19 protein-coding genes are annotated in these 18,011 nt (G+C 72.3%); 7 read left to right on the top strand and 12 right to left on the bottom strand.

All coding sequences use genetic code 11. The features are described 5' to 3' along the window. Positions 1 to 30 precede the first annotated feature (30 nt). Both ACZ5XS_RS02310 and sigE read right to left on the bottom strand, forming a co-directional pair. Positions 31 to 1,020 carry an anti-sigma factor family protein gene (locus tag ACZ5XS_RS02310; protein WP_468647327.1) on the bottom strand — a complete coding sequence of 330 codons (990 nt, stop codon included), beginning with the start codon at positions 1,018 to 1,020 and terminating at the stop codon, positions 31 to 33. Then, entirely contained in the window at positions 1,017 to 1,790 is a 774-nt protein-coding gene (gene sigE, locus ACZ5XS_RS02305; RefSeq protein WP_266434131.1) for an RNA polymerase sigma factor SigE, read from the bottom strand. Before sigE ends, ACZ5XS_RS02310 begins: the two co-directional genes overlap by 4 nt. A 162-nt stretch (positions 1,791 to 1,952) precedes the next feature. On the opposite strand from sigE, the gene ACZ5XS_RS02300 reads away from it, so the two are divergent. Beyond that, the gene (locus ACZ5XS_RS02300; protein ID WP_308406918.1) at positions 1,953 to 2,651 is read left to right on the top strand and encodes an O-methyltransferase; all 699 of its coding nucleotides are present in this window, start codon (positions 1,953 to 1,955) and stop codon (positions 2,649 to 2,651) included. Positions 2,652 to 2,754: 103 nt separating this feature from the next. Here the strand turns inward: ACZ5XS_RS02300 and ACZ5XS_RS02295 are convergent, their stop codons facing one another. Then, positions 2,755 to 2,922: a DUF3117 domain-containing protein gene (locus ACZ5XS_RS02295; protein ID WP_003966491.1), complete on the bottom strand. Its 168-nt coding sequence runs from the start codon at positions 2,920 to 2,922 to the stop codon at positions 2,755 to 2,757. 376 nt (positions 2,923 to 3,298) lie between these two features. Between ACZ5XS_RS02295 and chcB the strand changes: the two genes are divergently transcribed. Further along, a complete protein-coding gene (gene chcB, locus ACZ5XS_RS02290; RefSeq protein ID WP_468647326.1) occupies positions 3,299 to 4,102 on the top strand; it encodes a 2-cyclohexenylcarbonyl CoA isomerase in 804 nt (267 codons plus the stop codon). Between the two features lie 39 nt (positions 4,103 to 4,141). On the opposite strand, the gene ACZ5XS_RS02285 is transcribed toward chcB, so the two are convergent. Next, on the bottom strand, positions 4,142 to 4,726 hold the full coding sequence (locus ACZ5XS_RS02285) for a DNA-3-methyladenine glycosylase I (RefSeq protein ID WP_468647325.1): 585 nt from the start codon (positions 4,724 to 4,726) through the stop codon (positions 4,142 to 4,144). Further along, positions 4,723 to 5,073 carry a DivIVA domain-containing protein gene (locus tag ACZ5XS_RS02280; RefSeq protein WP_468647509.1) on the bottom strand — a complete coding sequence of 117 codons (351 nt, stop codon included), beginning with the start codon at positions 5,071 to 5,073 and terminating at the stop codon, positions 4,723 to 4,725. Before ACZ5XS_RS02280 ends, ACZ5XS_RS02285 begins: the two co-directional genes overlap by 4 nt. Before the next feature lie 153 nt (positions 5,074 to 5,226). On the opposite strand from ACZ5XS_RS02280, the gene folP reads away from it, so the two are divergent. Continuing rightward, on the top strand, positions 5,227 to 6,087 hold the full coding sequence (folP, locus tag ACZ5XS_RS02275; RefSeq protein ID WP_468647324.1) for a dihydropteroate synthase: 861 nt from the start codon (positions 5,227 to 5,229) through the stop codon (positions 6,085 to 6,087). 152 nt (positions 6,088 to 6,239) lie between these two features. On the opposite strand, the gene ACZ5XS_RS02270 is transcribed toward folP, so the two are convergent. Both ACZ5XS_RS02270 and dapE read right to left on the bottom strand, forming a co-directional pair. Then, positions 6,240 to 6,998 (bottom strand): LOG family protein, encoded by a 759-nt coding sequence (locus ACZ5XS_RS02270; protein ID WP_217241086.1) that lies wholly within the window; start codon positions 6,996 to 6,998, stop codon positions 6,240 to 6,242. A 122-nt stretch (positions 6,999 to 7,120) separates the two neighbouring features. Further along, positions 7,121 to 8,200 (bottom strand): succinyl-diaminopimelate desuccinylase, encoded by a 1,080-nt coding sequence (gene dapE, locus ACZ5XS_RS02265; protein ID WP_468647323.1) that lies wholly within the window; start codon positions 8,198 to 8,200, stop codon positions 7,121 to 7,123. A gap of 85 nt (positions 8,201 to 8,285) precedes the next feature. Between dapE and ACZ5XS_RS02260 the strand changes: the two genes are divergently transcribed. Both ACZ5XS_RS02260 and ACZ5XS_RS02255 read left to right on the top strand, forming a co-directional pair. Next, the gene (locus ACZ5XS_RS02260) at positions 8,286 to 9,260 is read left to right on the top strand and encodes a VldE C-terminal domain-containing protein (protein ID WP_468647322.1); all 975 of its coding nucleotides are present in this window, start codon (positions 8,286 to 8,288) and stop codon (positions 9,258 to 9,260) included. A gap of 336 nt (positions 9,261 to 9,596) precedes the next feature. Further along, positions 9,597 to 10,016 carry an ATP-binding protein gene (locus ACZ5XS_RS02255; protein WP_468647321.1) on the top strand — a complete coding sequence of 140 codons (420 nt, stop codon included), beginning with the start codon at positions 9,597 to 9,599 and terminating at the stop codon, positions 10,014 to 10,016. A gap of 95 nt (positions 10,017 to 10,111) precedes the next feature. Here the strand turns inward: ACZ5XS_RS02255 and ACZ5XS_RS02250 are convergent, their stop codons facing one another. After that, entirely contained in the window at positions 10,112 to 11,206 is a 1,095-nt protein-coding gene (locus tag ACZ5XS_RS02250; RefSeq protein ID WP_468647320.1) for a bifunctional succinyldiaminopimelate transaminase/glutamate-prephenate aminotransferase, read from the bottom strand. Between the two features lie 110 nt (positions 11,207 to 11,316). Then, complete coding sequence (gene fdxA / locus ACZ5XS_RS02245) at positions 11,317 to 11,637, bottom strand: ferredoxin (RefSeq protein ID WP_003985062.1); 321 nt, start codon at positions 11,635 to 11,637, stop codon at positions 11,317 to 11,319. Between the two features lie 140 nt (positions 11,638 to 11,777). On the opposite strand from fdxA, the gene ACZ5XS_RS02240 reads away from it, so the two are divergent. Beyond that, a complete protein-coding gene (locus ACZ5XS_RS02240) occupies positions 11,778 to 12,785 on the top strand; it encodes a GNAT family N-acetyltransferase (RefSeq protein ID WP_468647319.1) in 1,008 nt (335 codons plus the stop codon). A gap of 44 nt (positions 12,786 to 12,829) precedes the next feature. Continuing rightward, positions 12,830 to 13,681, top strand: a complete 852-nt coding sequence (locus ACZ5XS_RS02235) for a transglutaminase family protein (protein WP_468647318.1) — start codon at positions 12,830 to 12,832, stop codon at positions 13,679 to 13,681. Between the two features lie 301 nt (positions 13,682 to 13,982). Here ACZ5XS_RS02235 and ACZ5XS_RS02230 read toward each other — a convergent pair whose 3' ends face one another. The 3 genes from ACZ5XS_RS02230 to mshB all read right to left on the bottom strand — a co-directional run bounded on the left by ACZ5XS_RS02230 (position 13,983) and on the right by mshB (position 17,997). Next, entirely contained in the window at positions 13,983 to 16,568 is a 2,586-nt protein-coding gene (locus tag ACZ5XS_RS02230) for a hypothetical protein (protein WP_468647317.1), read from the bottom strand. Positions 16,569 to 16,726: 158 nt separating this feature from the next. Continuing rightward, the gene (locus ACZ5XS_RS02225) at positions 16,727 to 17,140 is read right to left on the bottom strand and encodes a DUF6113 family protein (RefSeq protein ID WP_468647316.1); all 414 of its coding nucleotides are present in this window, start codon (positions 17,138 to 17,140) and stop codon (positions 16,727 to 16,729) included. Continuing rightward, the gene (gene mshB / locus ACZ5XS_RS02220) at positions 17,137 to 17,997 is read right to left on the bottom strand and encodes an N-acetyl-1-D-myo-inositol-2-amino-2-deoxy-alpha-D-glucopyranoside deacetylase (protein ID WP_468647315.1); all 861 of its coding nucleotides are present in this window, start codon (positions 17,995 to 17,997) and stop codon (positions 17,137 to 17,139) included. The genes ACZ5XS_RS02225 and mshB overlap by 4 nt, the downstream gene beginning before the upstream one ends. Positions 17,998 to 18,011: the final 14 nt, after the last annotated feature.

Genomic DNA, 18,011 nt, shown 5'->3' with positions numbered 1-18,011 from the left:
GCGGGGCGTCGGCCGGGATCGGCCGGCGAGTCAGCGGGGGGTGACGGAGGACGCCGAGGGGGAGGAGGCCGAGTCGGGGACCGTCGCGGCGAGGAGGCCGGGGGTGGCGAGGAGGTCCGGGGTCGCGGACCACGCGGTGAGGTCGATCGGCGGGGCCGCGCTGAGCGGACGTATCAGGGGGGACATGGCGGCCGCACCGGCCATGACGGGCGCGGCCAGCGAGTGGACTCCCTCGTGCAGCCGGCCCACCGCGGCGGCCTGCACCCCGGGCAGCAAGGGTGCCGAGACCTCGGTCGGGGCGACCGGGGTGTCACCGAGCGAGCCCTGGCTCTGGCCCTGGGCGAGCAGCGGGCCGAGCCCACGGCGTCGCTGGCTCTCGGGCGCCGTGACGGCTCCCGCGCCCTGCGTGCGGGCCGGTGTCACGTTGCTCCCCGTGCCGGACCCGCCGCGGGCGTCGGCGACGGTGTCGCCCGGAGTCACCGTGGCGACCCCGCCCAGTGCGATCGCGGCCAGGGACACCGCCCCGGCGGCGACGAACGCGAACCGCAACCCGCGTGATGCCGACCGCTCGGCCTCGTGACGGCTGACGTCGTGGATGCGGAAGCCGCGGTTCGCCGGGGAGGGCGGAAACACCGGGGTATGCGGGCGGGCGGGCAGGTAGTCGAACTCGAACCGCTCGCCGCGCCTCAGGCCGAAGACCCCGGTGGACCCGGGCCGTCCGGCCAGTGGGCCGGCGAAGCCGGAGCCGCCGAACGGCGAGTCGCCGCCGCCGTCGGCGTCGCCTCCCGCGGGAAGACCCTGGAGGCGTGCGAGGAAGCTTTCGGAGGGCGGCGGGGGTGCCGCCTCCGCGAAGACGTTCTTCAGTCGGCGCTGTGCGTCGGCCTCCGCCTTGCACTTGGCACAGGTGGCCAGGTGCGCGAGGACACGGTCGCGCGACTCATGACCGAGCTCTCCGTCCACGAGGGCGGCGAGTCGGTCTCCCAGATGCTGTTCGGACGGGGTAGGCCGTGATCCACTCACGCGGTCGCGCCCCCTCCCCCCAGCGCGGGAACACGGGCCATGAAGGAACGGCGCTGGGCCCGGGCCTCCGGCGAGCGGTGCGCGAGGGCCTTGCGCAGCTGGGAACGGCCGCGGTGGATGCGGGACCGGACCGTGCCGAGCTTGACGCCCAGGGTCGCGGCGATCTCCTCGTACGACAGTCCTTCGATGTCGCACAGGACGACCGCGGCGCGGAACTCGGGGGCGAGGGTGTCGAGGGCCTGCTGGACGTCGGCGTCGAAGTGCGCGTCGTTGAAGACCTGCTGCGGAGACGGCTCGCGGCTGGGCAGTCGCTCGGCCGCGTCCTCCCCGAGGGCGTCGAAACGGATGCGCTGCTTTCGGCGGACCATGTCCAGGAAGAGGTTGGTGGTGATGCGGTGCAGCCAGCCCTCGAAGGTGCCAGGCGTGTAGGTCGACAGCGAGCGGAAGACGCGGACGAAGACCTCCTGGGTGAGGTCCTCGGCGTCGTGCTGGTTGCCCGTCAGACGGTAGGCGAGCCGGTATACCCGGCCGCTGTGGGTGCTGACGATCTCCTCCCAGGTGGGCGGAGTCCACGCCTGCCCGTCCGCGTCGGTGGAGAAGGTCGCGGTCTGGGCGTACTCGGCGGCGTGACTGTGGTCAGCAGCGGTGTCGTTCACGGATTTCGGCCTGCCCGCCGATCCGAGGAAGCGCCGCAGCACTCCTCCCCGATCCACAGGTGCAGCCGCACCTCCCCTGTCGGCTCTGGTGGTGTCCAGTGGAGCCCCTACCATAGCCACCTCGCCCGTTAGCTCCGGATAAGCGGTTTTACGAGAAATTGATCTGTGCTGACACGGCTCGTGCGGCTGCGTCAGCAGTTGCTCGAGCGCCTGCTCGTCATCGTGATCCAACCGTGTCCTCCGCCCTGTCTCCCACCCCTCTAAACGCCCGGTCCCATCTGCGGGTTCCCGACGCCAACGGATACAGTCACGCCCAGGCAACCACGGGGACAGGAGAGGGTCATTACCGGCAACCGGCAGACGAGCTGGGCGTTCGCCGACGCCTATGTCGCCGAGGAGGAAGCCCTGCACTGGGCCCGTGACCGGGCCCGCGAGGCGGGGCTGCGCTCGGTGTCGCCCGGCACGGGCGCGGCGCTCGGGTTGCTCGCTGCCACCGTGGAGGCCAAGGCGGTCGCGGAGATCGGAACCGGCACCGGCGTGTCGGGGATCCATCTGCTGTACGGAATGCGTCCGGACGGTGTCCTGACCACGGTCGACCCCGAGCCGGAACACCAGCAGTTCGCCCGCCAGGCCTTCCGCGCCTGCGGCTTCGCCAGCAACCGGGCCCGCTTCATCCCGGGCCGCGCCCTGGACGTCCTGCCCCGGCTCGCGGACGCCGGTTACGACCTCGTCTTCTGTGACGGCGACCGGCAGGAGGTCATGGACTACCTCGCTGAATCGTTGCGGCTGCTGCGCCCCGGCGGCCTGGTCGTCTTCGAGGGCGTCTTCGCCAACGGCCGGACGGTCGACTCGGGCCCGCAGCCCACGGAGGTCCTGCGGCTGCGAGAGCTGCTGCGCGCCGTGCGCGAGAGCCAGGAACTCGTGCCGTCACTGCTCCCAGTGGGTGACGGGCTGCTCTGCGCGGTCAAGCGCTGACCCTTCCGGCAACGGCATCGGAACGGCCTTGCGGACGACAAACCGCGACCCCGGTACCGCATGCGGTACCGGGGTCGCCGAAAGGGTATGGTCGCGCTCCGCGTCAGCCGACGACCTTCTTGAGGGCGTCACCGAGCGCGTCGGCCTCATCGGGGGTCAGCTCGACGACGAGCCGCCCGCCGCCTTCGAGCGGAACGCGCATGACAATGCCCCGCCCCTCCTTGGTCACCTCGAGCGGGCCATCGCCCGTCCGCGGCTTCATGGCCGCCATGCTCGTTCCCCTTCCTGAAACCAGCTCATCGTCAAAGCCGACGGCCCTGGAGGGCACGCTCGTCCCGGGGTGGGACGCACGACACCGGCATCGAACACATTGCTTCCAGGCCATTATCCCGCATCTCAGGACCCGATGACCAACATCAGTCGGCATCGCTTGGGCAACGCGCGCGAGCAAAACCACTCAATTCGGCGATGTGACTGCGATACTTCGCCGCCGCACGGACATCCGCCGGGCGGAAGCGGTCCCGAAATCTTTGACGCAGGTCACACGTCCGGTCCGGTCCCCGGACGGTGATCTCCGCCATGCTGTCCTTCGGACACAGGGACGTACCGACGAGTACGTCCGAGCCGCGGACCGGAGGGGACACGCCATGGCCGACACTGTGCTGTACGAGGTGAACGACGGACTCGCGACGATCGTGCTGAACCGCCCGGAGGCGATGAACGCGCTGAACATCGCCACCAAGGTCGCCTTGCGGGACGCGGTCCAGGCCGCGGCGGCCGACGAGGCCGTACGGGCGGTCCTGCTGACGGCCGCCGGACAGCGGGCGTTCTGCGTGGGGCAGGACCTCAAGGAGCACATCGGGCTGCTGGCCTCCGACCGCGAGGCGGGAACCGGGCAGACCATGAGCACGGTGCGGGAGCACTACAACCCCGTCGCGCGGGCGCTGACGGAGATGCGCAAGCCCGTGGTGGCCGGGGTGAACGGCGTCGCGGCCGGGGCCGGATTCGGGTTCGCGCTGGCCGCGGACTACCGGATCGTGGCGGACACCGCGGCCTTCAACACGTCGTTCGCCGGCGTGGCGCTGACCGCCGACTCGGGCATCTCCTGGACGCTGCCCCGGGTGATCGGACCGGGCCGGGCGGCCGACCTGCTGCTCTTCCCGCGCAGCATCACGGCCCAGGAGGCGTACGAGCTGGGCATCGCCAACCGGATCGTGCCGTCGGCCGACCTGCGGGCCGAGGCGGAGAAGGTGGCACGGGCGCTGGCGGAGGGGCCGACGGTGGCGTACGGGGCGATCAAGGAGGCGATGGCCTACGGGCTGTCCCACTCCCTGGCCGAGACCCTGGAGAAGGAGGATGAGCTGCAGACCCGGGCGGGTTCCTCCGAGGACCACGCGATCGCGGTGCAGGCGTTCGTGAACAAGGAGAAGCCGAAGTACCTCGGCCGCTGAGCCGGGAGGCGCGGCCGAGGGCGCGGGGCGGGGGCGGGCTCAGCCCCGCCTCGCCACGCATGCCTCCAGGTGGTCGTCCACCAGCCCGCACGCCTGCATCAGCGCGTACGCCGTCGTCGGCCCGACGAAGCGCAGGCCGCGCTTCTTGAGGGCCTTCGACAGGGCGGTCGACTCGGGAGTGACCGCGGGGACGTCGGAGAGGGTCTTCGGGGTCGGGCGGTCCGCCGGGTCGGGGGCGTGGGACCAGATCAGGTCGTCGAGTTCGCCCGGGGCCCAGTCGGCCAGCAGGCGCGCGTTGGCGAGCGTCGCGTCGACCTTGGCGCGGTTGCGGATGATGCCCGCGTCGGCGAGCAGGCGCGCGCGGTCGTCGTCCGTGAAGGCGGCGACCTTCGTGATCTCGAAGCCGGCGAAGGCGTCGCGGAAGGTGGGGCGGCGGCGCAGGATCGTGATCCAGGACAGGCCGGACTGGAAGGCCTCCAGGCTGAGCCGCTCGAAGAGCGCGTCGTCGCCGTGGACCGGGCGGCCCCACTCCTCGTCGTGGTAGGTCACGTACTCCGCGGCCGACAGGGCCCAGGGACAGCGCAGCGCGCCGTCCGGACCGGCGATGGCGGCTTTGTCGCTCACGGCCGCTCCTCCTGTGCCGGCTTCTCCATGGAGACGTGGTGCACGGCGGCCTGCGCACCGGCCAGCGCGGACTCCAGGTCGGCGATCCGGGCGTCCCGCTCGGCGAGCTCCGCGCCGAGGCGGCCCAGCGCATCGTCCACGTCCGCCATGCGGTAGCCGCGGGCGGCGAGCGGGAAGCGCAGGGTCTCGATGTCCGCGCGGTTCACCGGGCGGTCCGGGGGCAGCGGGTCCTGCAGACGCTCCGGAGCGGCCTCCGGCAGCGGGCCGCCGCCCTCGCCTCCCCCCACGACGGCGAGCGTCACCGCGGCGACCACCACGGCCAGCGCGATGACCAGGAACAAGAACATAACCATCGCTGAGGTCCCCATGATCCGTGCCGGCGTGCTGGGCGCCGGCGTCGAATGTGTCAGGGTCCGATCGTGCCATGCGAGTCTGACAGTTAGGGTCGCAGGCGGTCACAGACGCCGAGGACCACGACGTACGAGAAGAGGTCACAGGGGATGCTCAGGCTGGGCAGGCGTGAATTCGGCGCGCACGAGCCGGTGATCATGGCGATCGTGAACCGGACCCCGGACTCCTTCTACGACCGGGGCGCCACCTTCCGCGACGAACCGGCGCTCGCGCGCGTGGAGCAGGCGGTGGCGGAGGGCGCGGCCATCGTCGACATCGGCGGGGTCAAGGCCGGGCCGGGCGAAGAGGTGACGGCCCAGGAAGAGGCGCGGCGGACGGTCGGCTTCGTGGCGGAGGTCCGGCGGCGTTTCCCCGATGTCGTCATCAGCGTGGACACCTGGCGGGCGGAGGTCGGCGAGGCCGTCTGCGAGGCGGGCGCCGATCTGCTGAACGACGCGTGGGGCGGCGTGGACCCGGGGCTGGCGGGGGTCGCCGCGCGGTACGGGGTGGGGCTGGTGTGTACGCACGCGGGCGGTGCGGAGCCTCGTACGCGGCCGCACCGGGTGACGTACGACGACGTCATGGCCGACATTCTGCGGGTGACCGTGGGCCTGGCCGAGCGGGCGGTGTCGCTGGGGGTCCCCCGGGAGTCCGTGCTGATCGATCCCGGGCACGACTTCGGGAAGAACACGCGGCACAGTCTGGAGGCGACGCGGCGGCTCGGGGAGATGGTCGACACCGGGTGGCCGGTGCTGGTGTCGCTGTCCAACAAGGACTTCGTGGGCGAGACGTTGGACCGGCCGGTGAAGGAGCGGGTGGTGGGGACGCTGGCCACGACGGCCGTGTCCGCGTGGCTCGGTGCCCAGGTGTACCGGGTGCACGAGGTGGCGGAGACCCGGCAGGTGGTGGACATGGTGGCGTCGATCGCGGGGCACCGGGCGCCGGCGGTGGCGCGGCGGGGGCTGGCGTAGGTTTTTCGTCGCCCCCGCCGCCCCTTCCCGTTCCCGTCCTTCTGGGGCTCCGCCCCAGACCCCGCTCCTCAAACGCCGGAGGGGCTGGATTTTCAGCCCGTCCGGCGTTCGAGGACGAGCGCGAAGCGCGGCGGGGGCGAAGAAGCGCGCCCTTAGCGGCCCGCCTCCTTCGACACCAACGCCACTGCCTCGTCCACGTCGTCCGTGAGGTGGAACAGGAGCAGGTCCTTCTCGGAGGCCTTGCCCTGGGCGATCAGTGTGTTCTTCAGCCAGTCCACCAGCCCGCCCCAGTACTCCGTACCGAAGAGGACGATCGGGAAGCGGGTGACCTTCTGGGTCTGCACCAGGGTCAGCGCCTCGAACAGCTCGTCCAGCGTGCCGAGGCCGCCCGGCAGGACCACGAAGCCCTGGGCGTACTTCACGAACATCATCTTGCGGACGAAGAAGTAGCGGAAGTTGAGCCCGATGTCGACGTAGGGGTTGAGGCCCTGTTCGAAGGGGAGCTCGATGCCCAGGCCGACGGAGATGCCCTTCGCCTCGCAGGCGCCCTTGTTGGCGGCTTCCATCGCCCCGGGGCCGCCGCCCGTGATCACGGCGAAGCCCGCTTCCACCAGGCCGCGGCCGAGCCGCACACCCGCCTCGTACTCCGGCGAGTCGGCGGGCGTACGCGCGGAGCCGAACACGCTGATGGCGGGCGGGAGCTCGGCGAGTGTGCCGAAGCCCTCGATGAACTCCGACTGGATGCGCAGGACCCGCCACGGGTCGGTGTGGACCCAGTCCGAGGGGCCGCCCGCGTCCAGCAGACGCTGGTCGGTGGTGCTGGCCTGGACCTGTTCGCGCCTCCGGAGGACAGGTCCCAGGCGCTGCTCCTCCGGTGGCTGCTTCTTGCCCTCGGGGTTGCCAGTAGCCATGTGCGCTCCCTCCGCTTGCCGTCTTTCCACCTCAGCGTAGATCTACGCGGGTTACGGACGGGGGACGTGAGCATGTCCGCCATGAAGCGCCGTCAAGCACCATCACGGCCTCACGCGCCCCCTCATGCCGTCAGCCACGACCTCAGACGCTCCTCCGCCTGCGGGATGAGCGACGCCTTCACCTTCTCGTCCACCTTGTGGGCGAGAAGCGGCTCGCCGGGGCTGTAGTTCACCGCGGGTACCCCGAGGGCGCTGAAACGGGCCACGTCCGTCCAGCCGAACTTGGGGCGGGCCTCGCCGCCGACGGCCGCCATGAAGGCCTGCGCGGCCGGGTGGGTGAGGCCGGGGCGGGCGCCGCCGGTGTGGTCGTCGACGACGAACTCGTCGACGCCGCAGTCCGCGAAGTAGTCCCGGACGAAGGCCTCCGCCTCCTCCTCGCTGCGGTCCGGCGCGTAGCGGAAGTTGACGACGAGGGTGCAGGCGTCGGGGATGACGTTGGTGGCGACACCGCCCTCGATGCCCACGGCGTTGAGGCCCTCGTGGAACTGGAGGCCGTCCACGACGGGCTTGCGCGGCTCGTACGCGGCGAGCTTGGCGAGAGCCGGGGAGGCGGCGTGGATCGCGTTGGAGCCCATCCACGCGCGCGCGGAGTGCGCCCGTGTCCCCGTGAACTTGAGGAACACCCTCAGCGTGCCCTGGCAGCCGCCCTCGACCTGGTTGTTCGTCGGCTCCAGGAGGACGGCGAAGTCGCCCGCCAGCCACTCGGGGTGGGCCGCGGCCACATGCTTGAGGCCGTTGAGGTGTGCGGCGACCTCTTCGTTGTCGTAGAAGACGAAGGTGAGGTCGCGGTTCGGGGCGGGGACCGTCGCCGCGATGCGGAGCTGCACGGCCACCCCGGACTTCATGTCACAGGTGCCGCAGCCCCACAGGTAGCCCTCGTCGTCGAGCCGGGAGGGGACGTTGTCCGCGATCGGGACGGTGTCGATGTGGCCGGCCAGGATGACGCGTTCCGGGCGGCCCAGGTGCGTGCGGGCGACGACGTTGTTGCCGTACCGGTCGACCGTCAGATGGGGCAGGGCGCGCAGCGCGATCTCGATCGCGTCCGCGAGGGGCTTCTCGGAGCCGCTCTCGGAGGGGAAGTCCACGAGCTGCGCGGTGAGCTTCGCTGCGTCCAGCGTCAGGTCAAGTGAGGTGTCGGCCATGCTGTCGACCCTAACGCCCCGTGCCTTCGCACAGACTTTCCGCACCCGGCGCAGCCGCACAGTACTCTCCAGTATCTTGTGGCGCGTGCCAGAGCTGTCCCCCACTCCCAAGCGCCGCGGCCGCCTGTTTCGTTCCCTGGCGGCCCTGGTTGTCATGTGTGCCGTCGCCGGTTACCTCGTGGTGCAGTACCTCACCGGAGGCGCGGGCACACCAGGCTGCAAGGTCGTCTCGGGCAGGAGCGACGGCGCCACGTACGAGTTCTCGCCGGAGCAGGCGGTGAACGCGGCGACCATCGCGGCCGTCGGCACCGGGCGCGGGATGCCCGAGCGGGCCGTGACGATCGCGCTCGCCACCGCGCTCCAGGAGTCGGCGCTGCGCAACATCGACCACGGCGACCGCGACTCGCTCGGCCTGTTCCAGCAGCGGCCCTCGCAGGGCTGGGGCACGCCGACGGAGATCCTGGACCCGACGTACGCGGCGAACGCCTTCTACACGCACCTGGCCAAGGTGCCCGACTACACGCGGCTGCCGCTGACCGTCGCCGCGCAGAAGGTGCAGCGCAGCGGCTTTCCGACGGCGTACGCCAAGCACGAACCGGACGCCACCCTGCTCGCCGCCGCCCTCACCGGGCAGTCCGCGGCCACGCTGACCTGCGAGGGCCGTCCGGCCATGACGCAGGCCGCGGGTACGGACGCGGTGCGGACGGCGCTCGTGCGGGACTTCGGGCGGGACGTGCTGGAGCCGGCCTCGGCCGAGGTGGGCGCGCAGGCTCCCACGCCGACGCCCTCCGCGGGCGGGGCCGGAGGCGGCGGACGGACCGTCACGCTGCCGGTGAGCGAGGCGGGCTCCGGCTCCGGTCGCAGCCTGCGGCAGCGGGGCTGGCAGCTGGCGCACTGGGCCGTGGCCAACGCCTCCGCGCTGCACATCGAACGGGTCTCGTACGCGGGACGGCAGTGGACGGCCGGGAACACCGACAGCCAGTGGCGCAGCGCCGACACCAAGGGCGCCGCAGGCGCGGAGCGGACCGCGGACTCGGTCCGGATCGTCACTGCGCAGTAGTACGGACGCTCACTCGGAAGGGTTACGTCCGCCGGGTTCGGGCGTGGGTGTGTGCAGGTTTTCGTCGCGTCACCCCCGTATCTGGAGAAACCCTTGAGAACAAAGGGCTGTAAGGATTCGGCAGACTTTCGGACCGGGCGCTTTTTGCCCGTGTTTATCCGCAGCCGATAATGCGACGCATTGCCAACTCTTTACGTTGGCCCGCCGCAACCTTCCCGGGCCTCGAGCGGTAGTCACTGCGTCCGAGCCCGGAGATCAACAGCCGGACCGACAGCCAGTCGGTCCACTGCCGGGCAGGTCGGACACTTCCTCGTTCTCTTCCGTCAAAGGAGCAACATGTCCCTCCCCCTGACCCGACGGATCGCCCGTGCCGCGCTGCTCGTCGCTGCGGGAGCGGCTGCCGGGGTCGGTGCGGCCGGCTCCGCCAGCGCGGCCCCCGAGCTGCCGGCCGCCCCGAACCTCGGTGGGCTGACCGCCCTGGACGGGGCGAGCGTCGGCAACACGGTCGACGGTGCGACCAAGAACGTGACCGACACCGCGGGCAAGACCGGCGGCAAGGCCGTGAAGAAGGCCGTGAAGAAGGCGGCGCCCACCGCACAGAAGACCGCGGGCGACGCGGCGGGCTCCGCCGGAGACGTCCTCGGCGGCACCACGTCGACGGCGACGAAGGGCGGACTGCCCACGGACTCCCTCACCAAGGGTGGACTGCCGGCGGCCGACTCGCTGCCGGTGAAGGGCGGCCTGCCGCTCGGCTAGGCACCCGGATCCGACGACGGGGCCCAGGATTCTCCTGGGCCCCGTCGCTCTGTCTGCTCGCGGCGCCTGCGGTCCGCCTGCTCCCTGTGCCTGCTCTACGCGAGCCGTTCCACTGCCGCCCGCACCCGCTCGTCCGTGGCCGTGAGCGCCACGCGTACGAAGTTCTCGCCGGCCTCGCCGTAGAAGTCGCCCGGGGCCACGAGGATGCCGAGGTCGGACAGGTCGGCGAGCGTGGTCCAGCAGGACTCGTCGCGGGTGGCCCAGAGGTAGAGGCTGGCCTCGCTGTGCTCGATGCGGAAGCCGTGGCCCACCAGCGCCTCGCGCAGGAGCGTGCGGCGGGCCGCGTAGCGCTCGCGCTGCTCGCGGACGTGGGTGTCGTCGCCCAGCGCCGCCACCACCGCTGCCTGCGTGGGCGCGGACGTCATCATGCCGCCGTGCTTGCGGATCTCCAGGAGCGGGGCCAGGACGGCCGGGTCGCCCGCCAGGAACGCGGCGCGGTAGCCGGCCAGGTTGGAGCGCTTGGACAGGGAGTGGACGGCGACGATGCCGTCGTACGAGCCGCCGTTCACGTCGGGGTGGAGGACGGAGACCGGCTCGGCCTCCCAGCCCAGCTCCAGGTAGCACTCGTCGGAGAAGAGCAGGACGCCGTGCTCGCGGGCCCAGGCGACGATCCGGGTCAGGTCGGCCTTCGACAGGACCTGGCCCGTGGGGTTGGACGGCGAGTTCAGCCAGAGCAGCTTCAGACCGGCCGGGTCCAGGTCGGTCGGGTCGTCGTAGACCTCGTACCCGGCGCGGGCCAGGCGCGCGCCGACCTCGTAGGTCGGGTAGGCCAGCCGCGGGTGGGCGACCCGGTCGCCGGGGCCGAGGCCCAGCTGGGTCGGGAGCCAGGCGACGAGTTCCTTGGAGCCGACGATCGGCAGGACGTGGCGGTGGGTGACCTCGCGGGCGCCGAGGCGGCGCTCCAGCCAGCCCGTGATCGCGTCGCGCAGTTCCGGCGTGCCCCAGACGGTCGGGTAGCCCGGCGAGTCGGCAGCGGCGACCAGTGCTTTCTGGATCAGCTCGGGGACCGGGTCGACCGGGGTGCCGACGGACAGGTCGACTATGCCGTCCGGATGCGCGGCGGCCGTGGCCTTGTACGGCGCCAGCTTGTCCCAGGGGAAGGTGGGGAGACGGTCGGAGACTGCGGACACGGGTCTGGCTCACTTTCTGGTACGGCAAACGCCTCGGTCCCGTACGACGGTCATGATCAAGGAGATCAGGCCGTACGGGACCGAGGCGGCGCTGGTGACGCGGGCCGCTCTCAGCCGTTCTGCGGCGGCAGCGCGGCGATGAAGGGGTGGTCGCGCTCGATCAGCCCCAGCTTGCTGGCACCACCGGGAGAGCCGAGTTCGTCGAAGAACTCGACGTTCGCCTTGTAGTAGTCCTTCCACTCCTCCGGAGTGTCGTCCTCGTAGAAGATCGCCTCGACCGGGCAGACCGGCTCACAGGCACCACAGTCGACGCATTCGTCCGGGTGGATGTACAAGGACCGGGAGCCCTCGTAGATGCAGTCGACCGGGCACTCCTCGATGCACGCCTTGTCCTTGACGTCGACACAAGGCTGCGCGATGACGTAGGTCACGCTGTCGTTCCTCCTCGATAGGGCGCTGGCGGGCCTCCTCAGGCTCCGCCGCCTGGCGCGCGGGAGCGCGGCGTCGTCGATGCCCGCCCCTAGTATCTCCGTTCCGGGGCATGATCCGAACAGGAGGGGTGGACCGACCTGTGGAAATATCTGCGACCGGACGTCTCGTCGTCCGCATCACCGCTGCTGACGTGGGGAAACGGGTGTCCGTACGGCGCCTGGGCGAACCTGGGGTGACCGGTGAGAAGTTCACCGACACGGTGGGTGTTCTCACATCATGGGACAACGGTGTGCTGCTGATCACACGACGGGACGGGGAGAGCGTCCGGATTCCGGAATCCTCGCTGGTAGCGGGCAAGGTCGTGCCGCCCGCACCGGCCCGCCGACGGGGTCCGGCGGCCTCGTACGAGGAGCTGGCGCGCATCGCCTCCCGGGCCTGGCGGCCGGTGGAGCGCCAAGATCTCGGCGAGTGGGAGCTGCGGGCCGCCGCCGGGTTCACGCGCCGCGCCAACTCGGTGCTGCCGCTCGGCGACCCGGGCATGCCCCTCGACGAGGCCCTGACGGCCGTACGACGCTGGTACGGCGAACGCGGGCTGCCCGCCTACGTCCAGACCGCGACCGGCGCCGAGGGCACGCAGGAGCTGCTGTGCGCGGAGCTGGAGCGGCGGGACTGGACGCGGGAGGTGACCGCCGAGCTGTGGATCGGGGCGCTGGCACCGCTCGCCGACCGCCCGGAGAGCTCCGCGGTGGTGCTGTCCCGGGAGGCGGACGAGGCCTGGCTGGCCCGGTATCAGCGCAAGGGGATGAGCGAGGTGGCCCTGAAGGTGCTGGGGAGCGGGCCTTCCGTGTGGTTCGCGACGGTTCCCGGTGCGGGCGCGCCCGCCGCCATCGGCCGGTGTGTCGTCGACGGGCGGTGGGCCGGTTTCGCCGCCGTCGAGGTGGATCCCGCGCTACGGCGGCAGGGGCTGGCCTCGGCCGTGATGGCCGCGCTCGCCCGGCGGGCCCTCGACGAGGGCGCCTCGGCGGCGTGGCTCCAGGTCGAGACCGACAACGCCGGTGCGCGGGCGATGTACGCCGGGATGGGCTTCGCGGCGCATCATGCGTACCACCACTACCGCGCGCCCGGACGTGCCGACGACGAACGGTAGCGAAACCACCGGTAGCGATCGCCGTGAAAGGGCACGAGCCAGCTATGCGTCCCCCGTACCCCCCGCCCCCCGAACGCTCCGCCGAACTGCGCCGCCGGTTCGCCGAGGAAGCCCGCTCCGAGCGGCCCGACCTGTCCGCGCTGTGCCTGCTGGTGGGCGCCGAGGCGGACGGCGCGCTGGACGAGGCGGGCCTGGACGCCGCGCAGGTCGAGCTGGACCGGCTGGCCGGACACCTGCCGTTCCGGCCCGGCGGGCCCCGTTCCTGGGCGGTGTCGCTGCGCGAGCTGCTCGGGGACCGGTGCGGTTTCCGTGGCGCCCCTGCCGACTACCAGCGGCTGGAGTCCTCACTGCTGCACGAGGTGCTGCGGCGGCGGCGCGGGCTGCCGATCCTGCTGTCCGTGGTGTGGATGGAGGTGGCGCGGCGGGCGGGGGCGCCGGTGTACGGGGTGGCCCTGCCCGGGCATTTCGTCGTCGGCTTCGGTCCGCCGGACGAGCAGGTCCTCGCCGATCCGTTCGACGGGGGGCGGGTGCTGACCGGGGGCGACGCCGAGCTGATGGTGGCCGGGGCGACGGGGGCCTCGCTGCAGCCGTCGATGCTCGGTCCCGCGGAGCCGTTGGAGGTGGTGCTGCGGATCCTGAACAACATCCGGGCGTGGGCCGCGGCGCGCCCGGAGCGGTCGGACGTGTCGTTGTGGGCGGTGGAGCTGTCGTTGCTGTTGCCTTCGCATCCTGCGCGGCTGCGCTATGAGCGGGCGCAGTTGCTGGTGCAGCGGGGTGACTTCGTGGCGGGGGCGGCGGAGTTGGACGCGTATGCCGAGGTGGTGGTCGCGGTGGACGAGGCTGCTGCGGCTCGCGTCCGGCAGCAGGCTCATGCGGCGCGGTCCAGGTTGAACTGACCCTTGTCGCGCGACCGCGGGTGCGGCGTGGCTCGTCGCGTGGGGCCGCTGCCCCTGTCGGCGTCTCACGCCGTCCGGTACGGCCAGGGCGGTCGCCGTCAGCAGGGCGGCCACCGCCGGGATGGTCAGCCGTGCGAGCCGCAGCGGGAGGGTGGCCGTGAGCGCCCGGGCGCCCGGCAGTGCCGGTGATCCTGACCAACGGATGACAGATGTCATACGGCTCTCACGGTGGTCCCCCACCCCCACGACGAGGGGGCACCCGGCGTGGTGCCGGGTGACCCCTCGTCGTGGCGGTGCTCCGCTAGTTCGGGGTGGTGTCGATGACCACCGTGCGCTCCGCCGTCGTCGTGCCGCGCAGGGCCTTGCCCAGTGCGGAGGCGACGTCCTGCGGCAGGATGTCCCGCTTGCCGCTCGCGCCGTCGATCTGCACGCCCTCGAAGGTGGCGCCGTACGCCTCCTTGAGCGCATCCAGGTCGTACGTCTCCACGAGCTTGCCGTCGACGGCCTTGAAGCCGAGGATCTTCGGCAGTGACAAGGAGCCGAACTGGATGCTGTGGGCGGCGTCGGTCTGAACGGTGGCCAGCTCGGACATCGCCGGCTCCGCGAACTCCTTCATCATCCGGTCGACCTCGGCGTTCGAGACCGTCGGCTCCTTGGTGGTCGTCGGGAGCGTCACCGCGGGGGCCGTACCGGTCTCCACCTGGGTGCGGTACGCCTCCTCGACCGCCGCGGTCGACTTGGTGACGTCGATGCTCTTGCCCGCCTTGCCGTACACGGCGACGGCCTTGCCGGACTTGAACTGGATCGTGCCATCGGTCGCCGAGCCGGTGCCGCCCGCGGTGTCCTGGAGCTCGGCGTGCAGCTTCTCCTCGTCGACCGGCATGACCGGATCGACGACCCGGTGGTTGCCGAACAGCGAGCCGATCACGGAGACCGGGTTGTAGTCGCTGTGCGCCGCCCCGCTGACGGTGGCCGCCATGTCGAACTGGAGGCCGGCCTGTTCCGGCTTGAGCGTGACGGTCCTGCCGTCGACCGTGAGCTTCAGGTCCTTGTTCACCCGGGGGTCGAAGGCCTTGTTGAGCTTCTCGACGGCGTCGTCCCGGGTGCCGCCACCGATGTCGACGCCGAGCACGGTGGTGCCCTTGGGCACGTCGGAGCTGTTCATCAGGAGCCCGGCGCCGTAGGCACCGGCCGCGATGACGATCAGCAGGCCGCCGAGGAGCGCCGGCTTGTTGCGGCCCTTCTTCTTGGCCTTCTTGGCCGCGGCGGCGGCCGGCTTGCCGGACTCGGGCTTCGGAGCCGCGGGCGGCGCCGGGGCGTCCGTGCGGGCGCCCGGGGGGAAGGTCGCGTTGCGGTCCGACGGCACGACGGGGATACCGCTGGTGACGGTGTGCCCGGAGACGTTGTCGGCGGCACCGCCGTAGCCGTGGCCGCCGGGTTCGGGGGCCGGCTTCTGCGGGGTGAGGATCGCGGTGTCGTCACTCAGTCCGCCACCGGGGCCGCGCCCGGCGTGGGGGGCGCTGCCGGGTCCGGCGGGAGGGCCGAAGGCCTGCGACGCACCGGAACCGCCGGGGGCACCAGGGCCTGCGGCGGGGCCGCCCGGGCCGGAGGGGTTGGGGGCAGTACCGGGGCGGCCGCCGGGTGCGCCTGGCCCACCGGGGCCGGAGGGGCCGGTCGGAGCGCCTGGGCCGCGGACCCCGGCAGGACCGGCCGGGCCACCGGGTCCGCCGGGTGCACCGGAGCCGCCGAGCCCGTCGGGTCCGTTGAAGTCGTAGGAACCGCCGAGGGTGTCGGGCCCTCCTCCGCCGGGCGGCATCAGCGAACCGTCGCCGGTGACCGGGCCGCCGGTCGGACCTGCGGGGCCCTGCGGGCCGGATCCGCCAGGACCGCCGGGGCCGTTCGGGCCGTTGAACCCGCTGGGGCCGCCCGGGCCGCCCTGGACGCCGTAGGGACTTGGTCCGTTCGGACCGCTCTGGCCGTAGCCGCTCAGATCGCTGTCGTAGCCGCTCAGGGCGCTCTGGCCGTTGCCGTTCTGGCCGTTGCCGTTCTGGCCGTTGCCGTTCTGGCCGTTGCCGTTCTGGCCGTTGCCGTTCTGGCCGTTGCCGTTCTCCGAGAAGTACGGCAGGTCGTCGCGGCCCGGGCCGGGGCGGGAGCCGCCGGGCGGGGGGCCGCCCGCGGACAGCGCCTCGGTCACGTCGAAGGATCCGGTGCCGCCGCCGTGCCCGGGGGCGACAGGGCCGCCGGTGGCACCGCCGGGGAGCCCGGAGCCGTTCGTCCCGCCCGGGCGGGCGCCACCGGTCCCGGTGCCGTTCGCACCGCCGGGCCGGGAGCCGCCCCGCACGTTCATGGAGCCGACCACGCCACCGGGACGGGCGCCACCGGGCCGCGTACCGCCGGGCGCAGCCGCACCCGCGGCGGCACCGGCACCGGCCGGGCCCGAACCACCCGGCAGACCGGCCCCGTTGGTGGAGTCGCCGCCCGGACTGCCCTTGGCCGGCCCGGACTTGCGGGGCGCGAACCAGTCGCTCGTCTTCTCGTCACCGGGCGGACCGGCCTCGGCGGGAGGCTCGGCGGCGCCCGTGGGCGTGGCTGCGCTCGGCACCGACGCCTCGGTGTCCGTGCCGTCGTCGGTGCCCTCGACCTCGGCCTCGGTGACGGTCTGGCGCATGACGACCGGCGGAATGGGGCGGGATCCGGGGATGTTGATCCGGATCCGGGTCGTCAGCGTGGTCTCGGTCTTGCGTTCCTCCGGCTGCGCGGCCGAACGGCCCGCGTCCGGGCCGCCGTCGGAAGCCGTGGGCGTCCCGTACGGCGGCGTGCCCGAGGGGTATGCGGCTCCGCCGCGCCCGTTGGGCCCGGAGGACGGACTGTCAGTTTCACGACTCAAGGCAGGTTCTCCCGGTTGGCTCCGCCGCCCGCGTTACGACCTCTCTCGGGCGACTCGGCGGCGCGCACCACCATACTGGCCACTTCTGGCGCGTATCCCACGACCGCCGGGGAAACCATCACCGGACTCCCACGCACTGCGTGTGGCGAAGTGGTACGTCACTTGCCAAGTCGGACGCCATCACCGCCCGGTTGCCGCCCCTGGGCAAGCGTGGCGCAGATCACAGCCACAGCCATCCCGCCGAGCAGGAAGAGATACGAACCGCTGCCCGCGGCGAAGACGAAGTCGCCTTCCGGGCGGCTGGCGGTGAGCAGGATGACCGCGAGCATCCAGCCACCGGCGGGCGCGACGGCCCCGGCCCGGCTGCCGGTGACTTGCGCCCCGCCCAGGCAGAGCCCGGCCTCGGCGGCGAGCGCGAGCAGCAGCCCGCCCGGGAACCAGGCGGACTGCAGCAGCGCCCCGGCCACCCCGACCAGCGCGCCGAGCCCGAACAGCCCGAGGTGGGCGGCGGTCCGCCCCAGGGAGGGCCGCCGCAGGGGCTGGGCCAGTGCGGAAGTCGTCCGGCCGCTCATGACGTCTCCCCGACACCGGCGAAAAGGTCGGTCTCCCGTGAGTCGGACGCCCGCTCGCCGCGTACCAACTCGTAGTACTCGGTCGTGAAGAGAGGCTGCCCGAGGTGGTTGGAGAGCAGGAAGTACGGCTCGGTCACCGTGATCTGCGTGGCGTGCGCGCGCATGGCGGCGGCCTTGGCGGCGGCGTACGCGGTGCCGTCGATCTCCGCGGTGATGCGTTCGTCCTCGACCACGCCCGGTACGTCGTCGACGACCGCGGACTTGGTGAAGGGGAGACCGGGCAGGTCCCGCTCGAGCTGTGCGAAGGCGTTCTCGGCCAGCGAGCGAGGCACCCGGTTCCAGTAGACCTTGGCGACCTCGAAGCCCGCTTCGGCGGCGAGCTCGACCGCGCGCATGGCGACGCGGTGCGCCTGGATGTGGTCGGGGTGGCCGTACCCGCCGTTCTCGTCGTAGGTGACGAGGACCTGGGGGCGTACCTCGCGGATCACCTCGGCCAGGTGCCCGGCGGCCTCGTCGACGTCGGCCTGCCAGAAGCAGGCCGGGTCGTCGTTGTCGGCGAGGCCCATCATCCCGGAGTCCTGGTAACGGCCCGCGCCGCCGAGCTGACGGAAGTCCTCGACGCCGAGCTCACGCATGGCGGCCGTGAGCTCGCGCAGCCGGTGGGCGCCGAGGTCGGCGCCGGTCAGATGCGCGAGCCCGGGCGGGATGACCTCGCCACGCTCGCCGAGGGTGCAGGTGACCAGGGTCACCCGGGTGCCCTCGGCCGCGTACCGGGCCATGGTCGCGCCGTTGTTGATCGACTCGTCGTCCGGGTGCGCGTGCACCAGCAGCAGACGCCGGGCGGGCAGTTCCGTCATGGACCCCACCCTAA

It is taken from the genome of Streptomyces sp. NPDC033131 (genome assembly GCF_055578365.1).
This window is presented reverse-complemented; position numbering and strand designations above follow the sequence as displayed.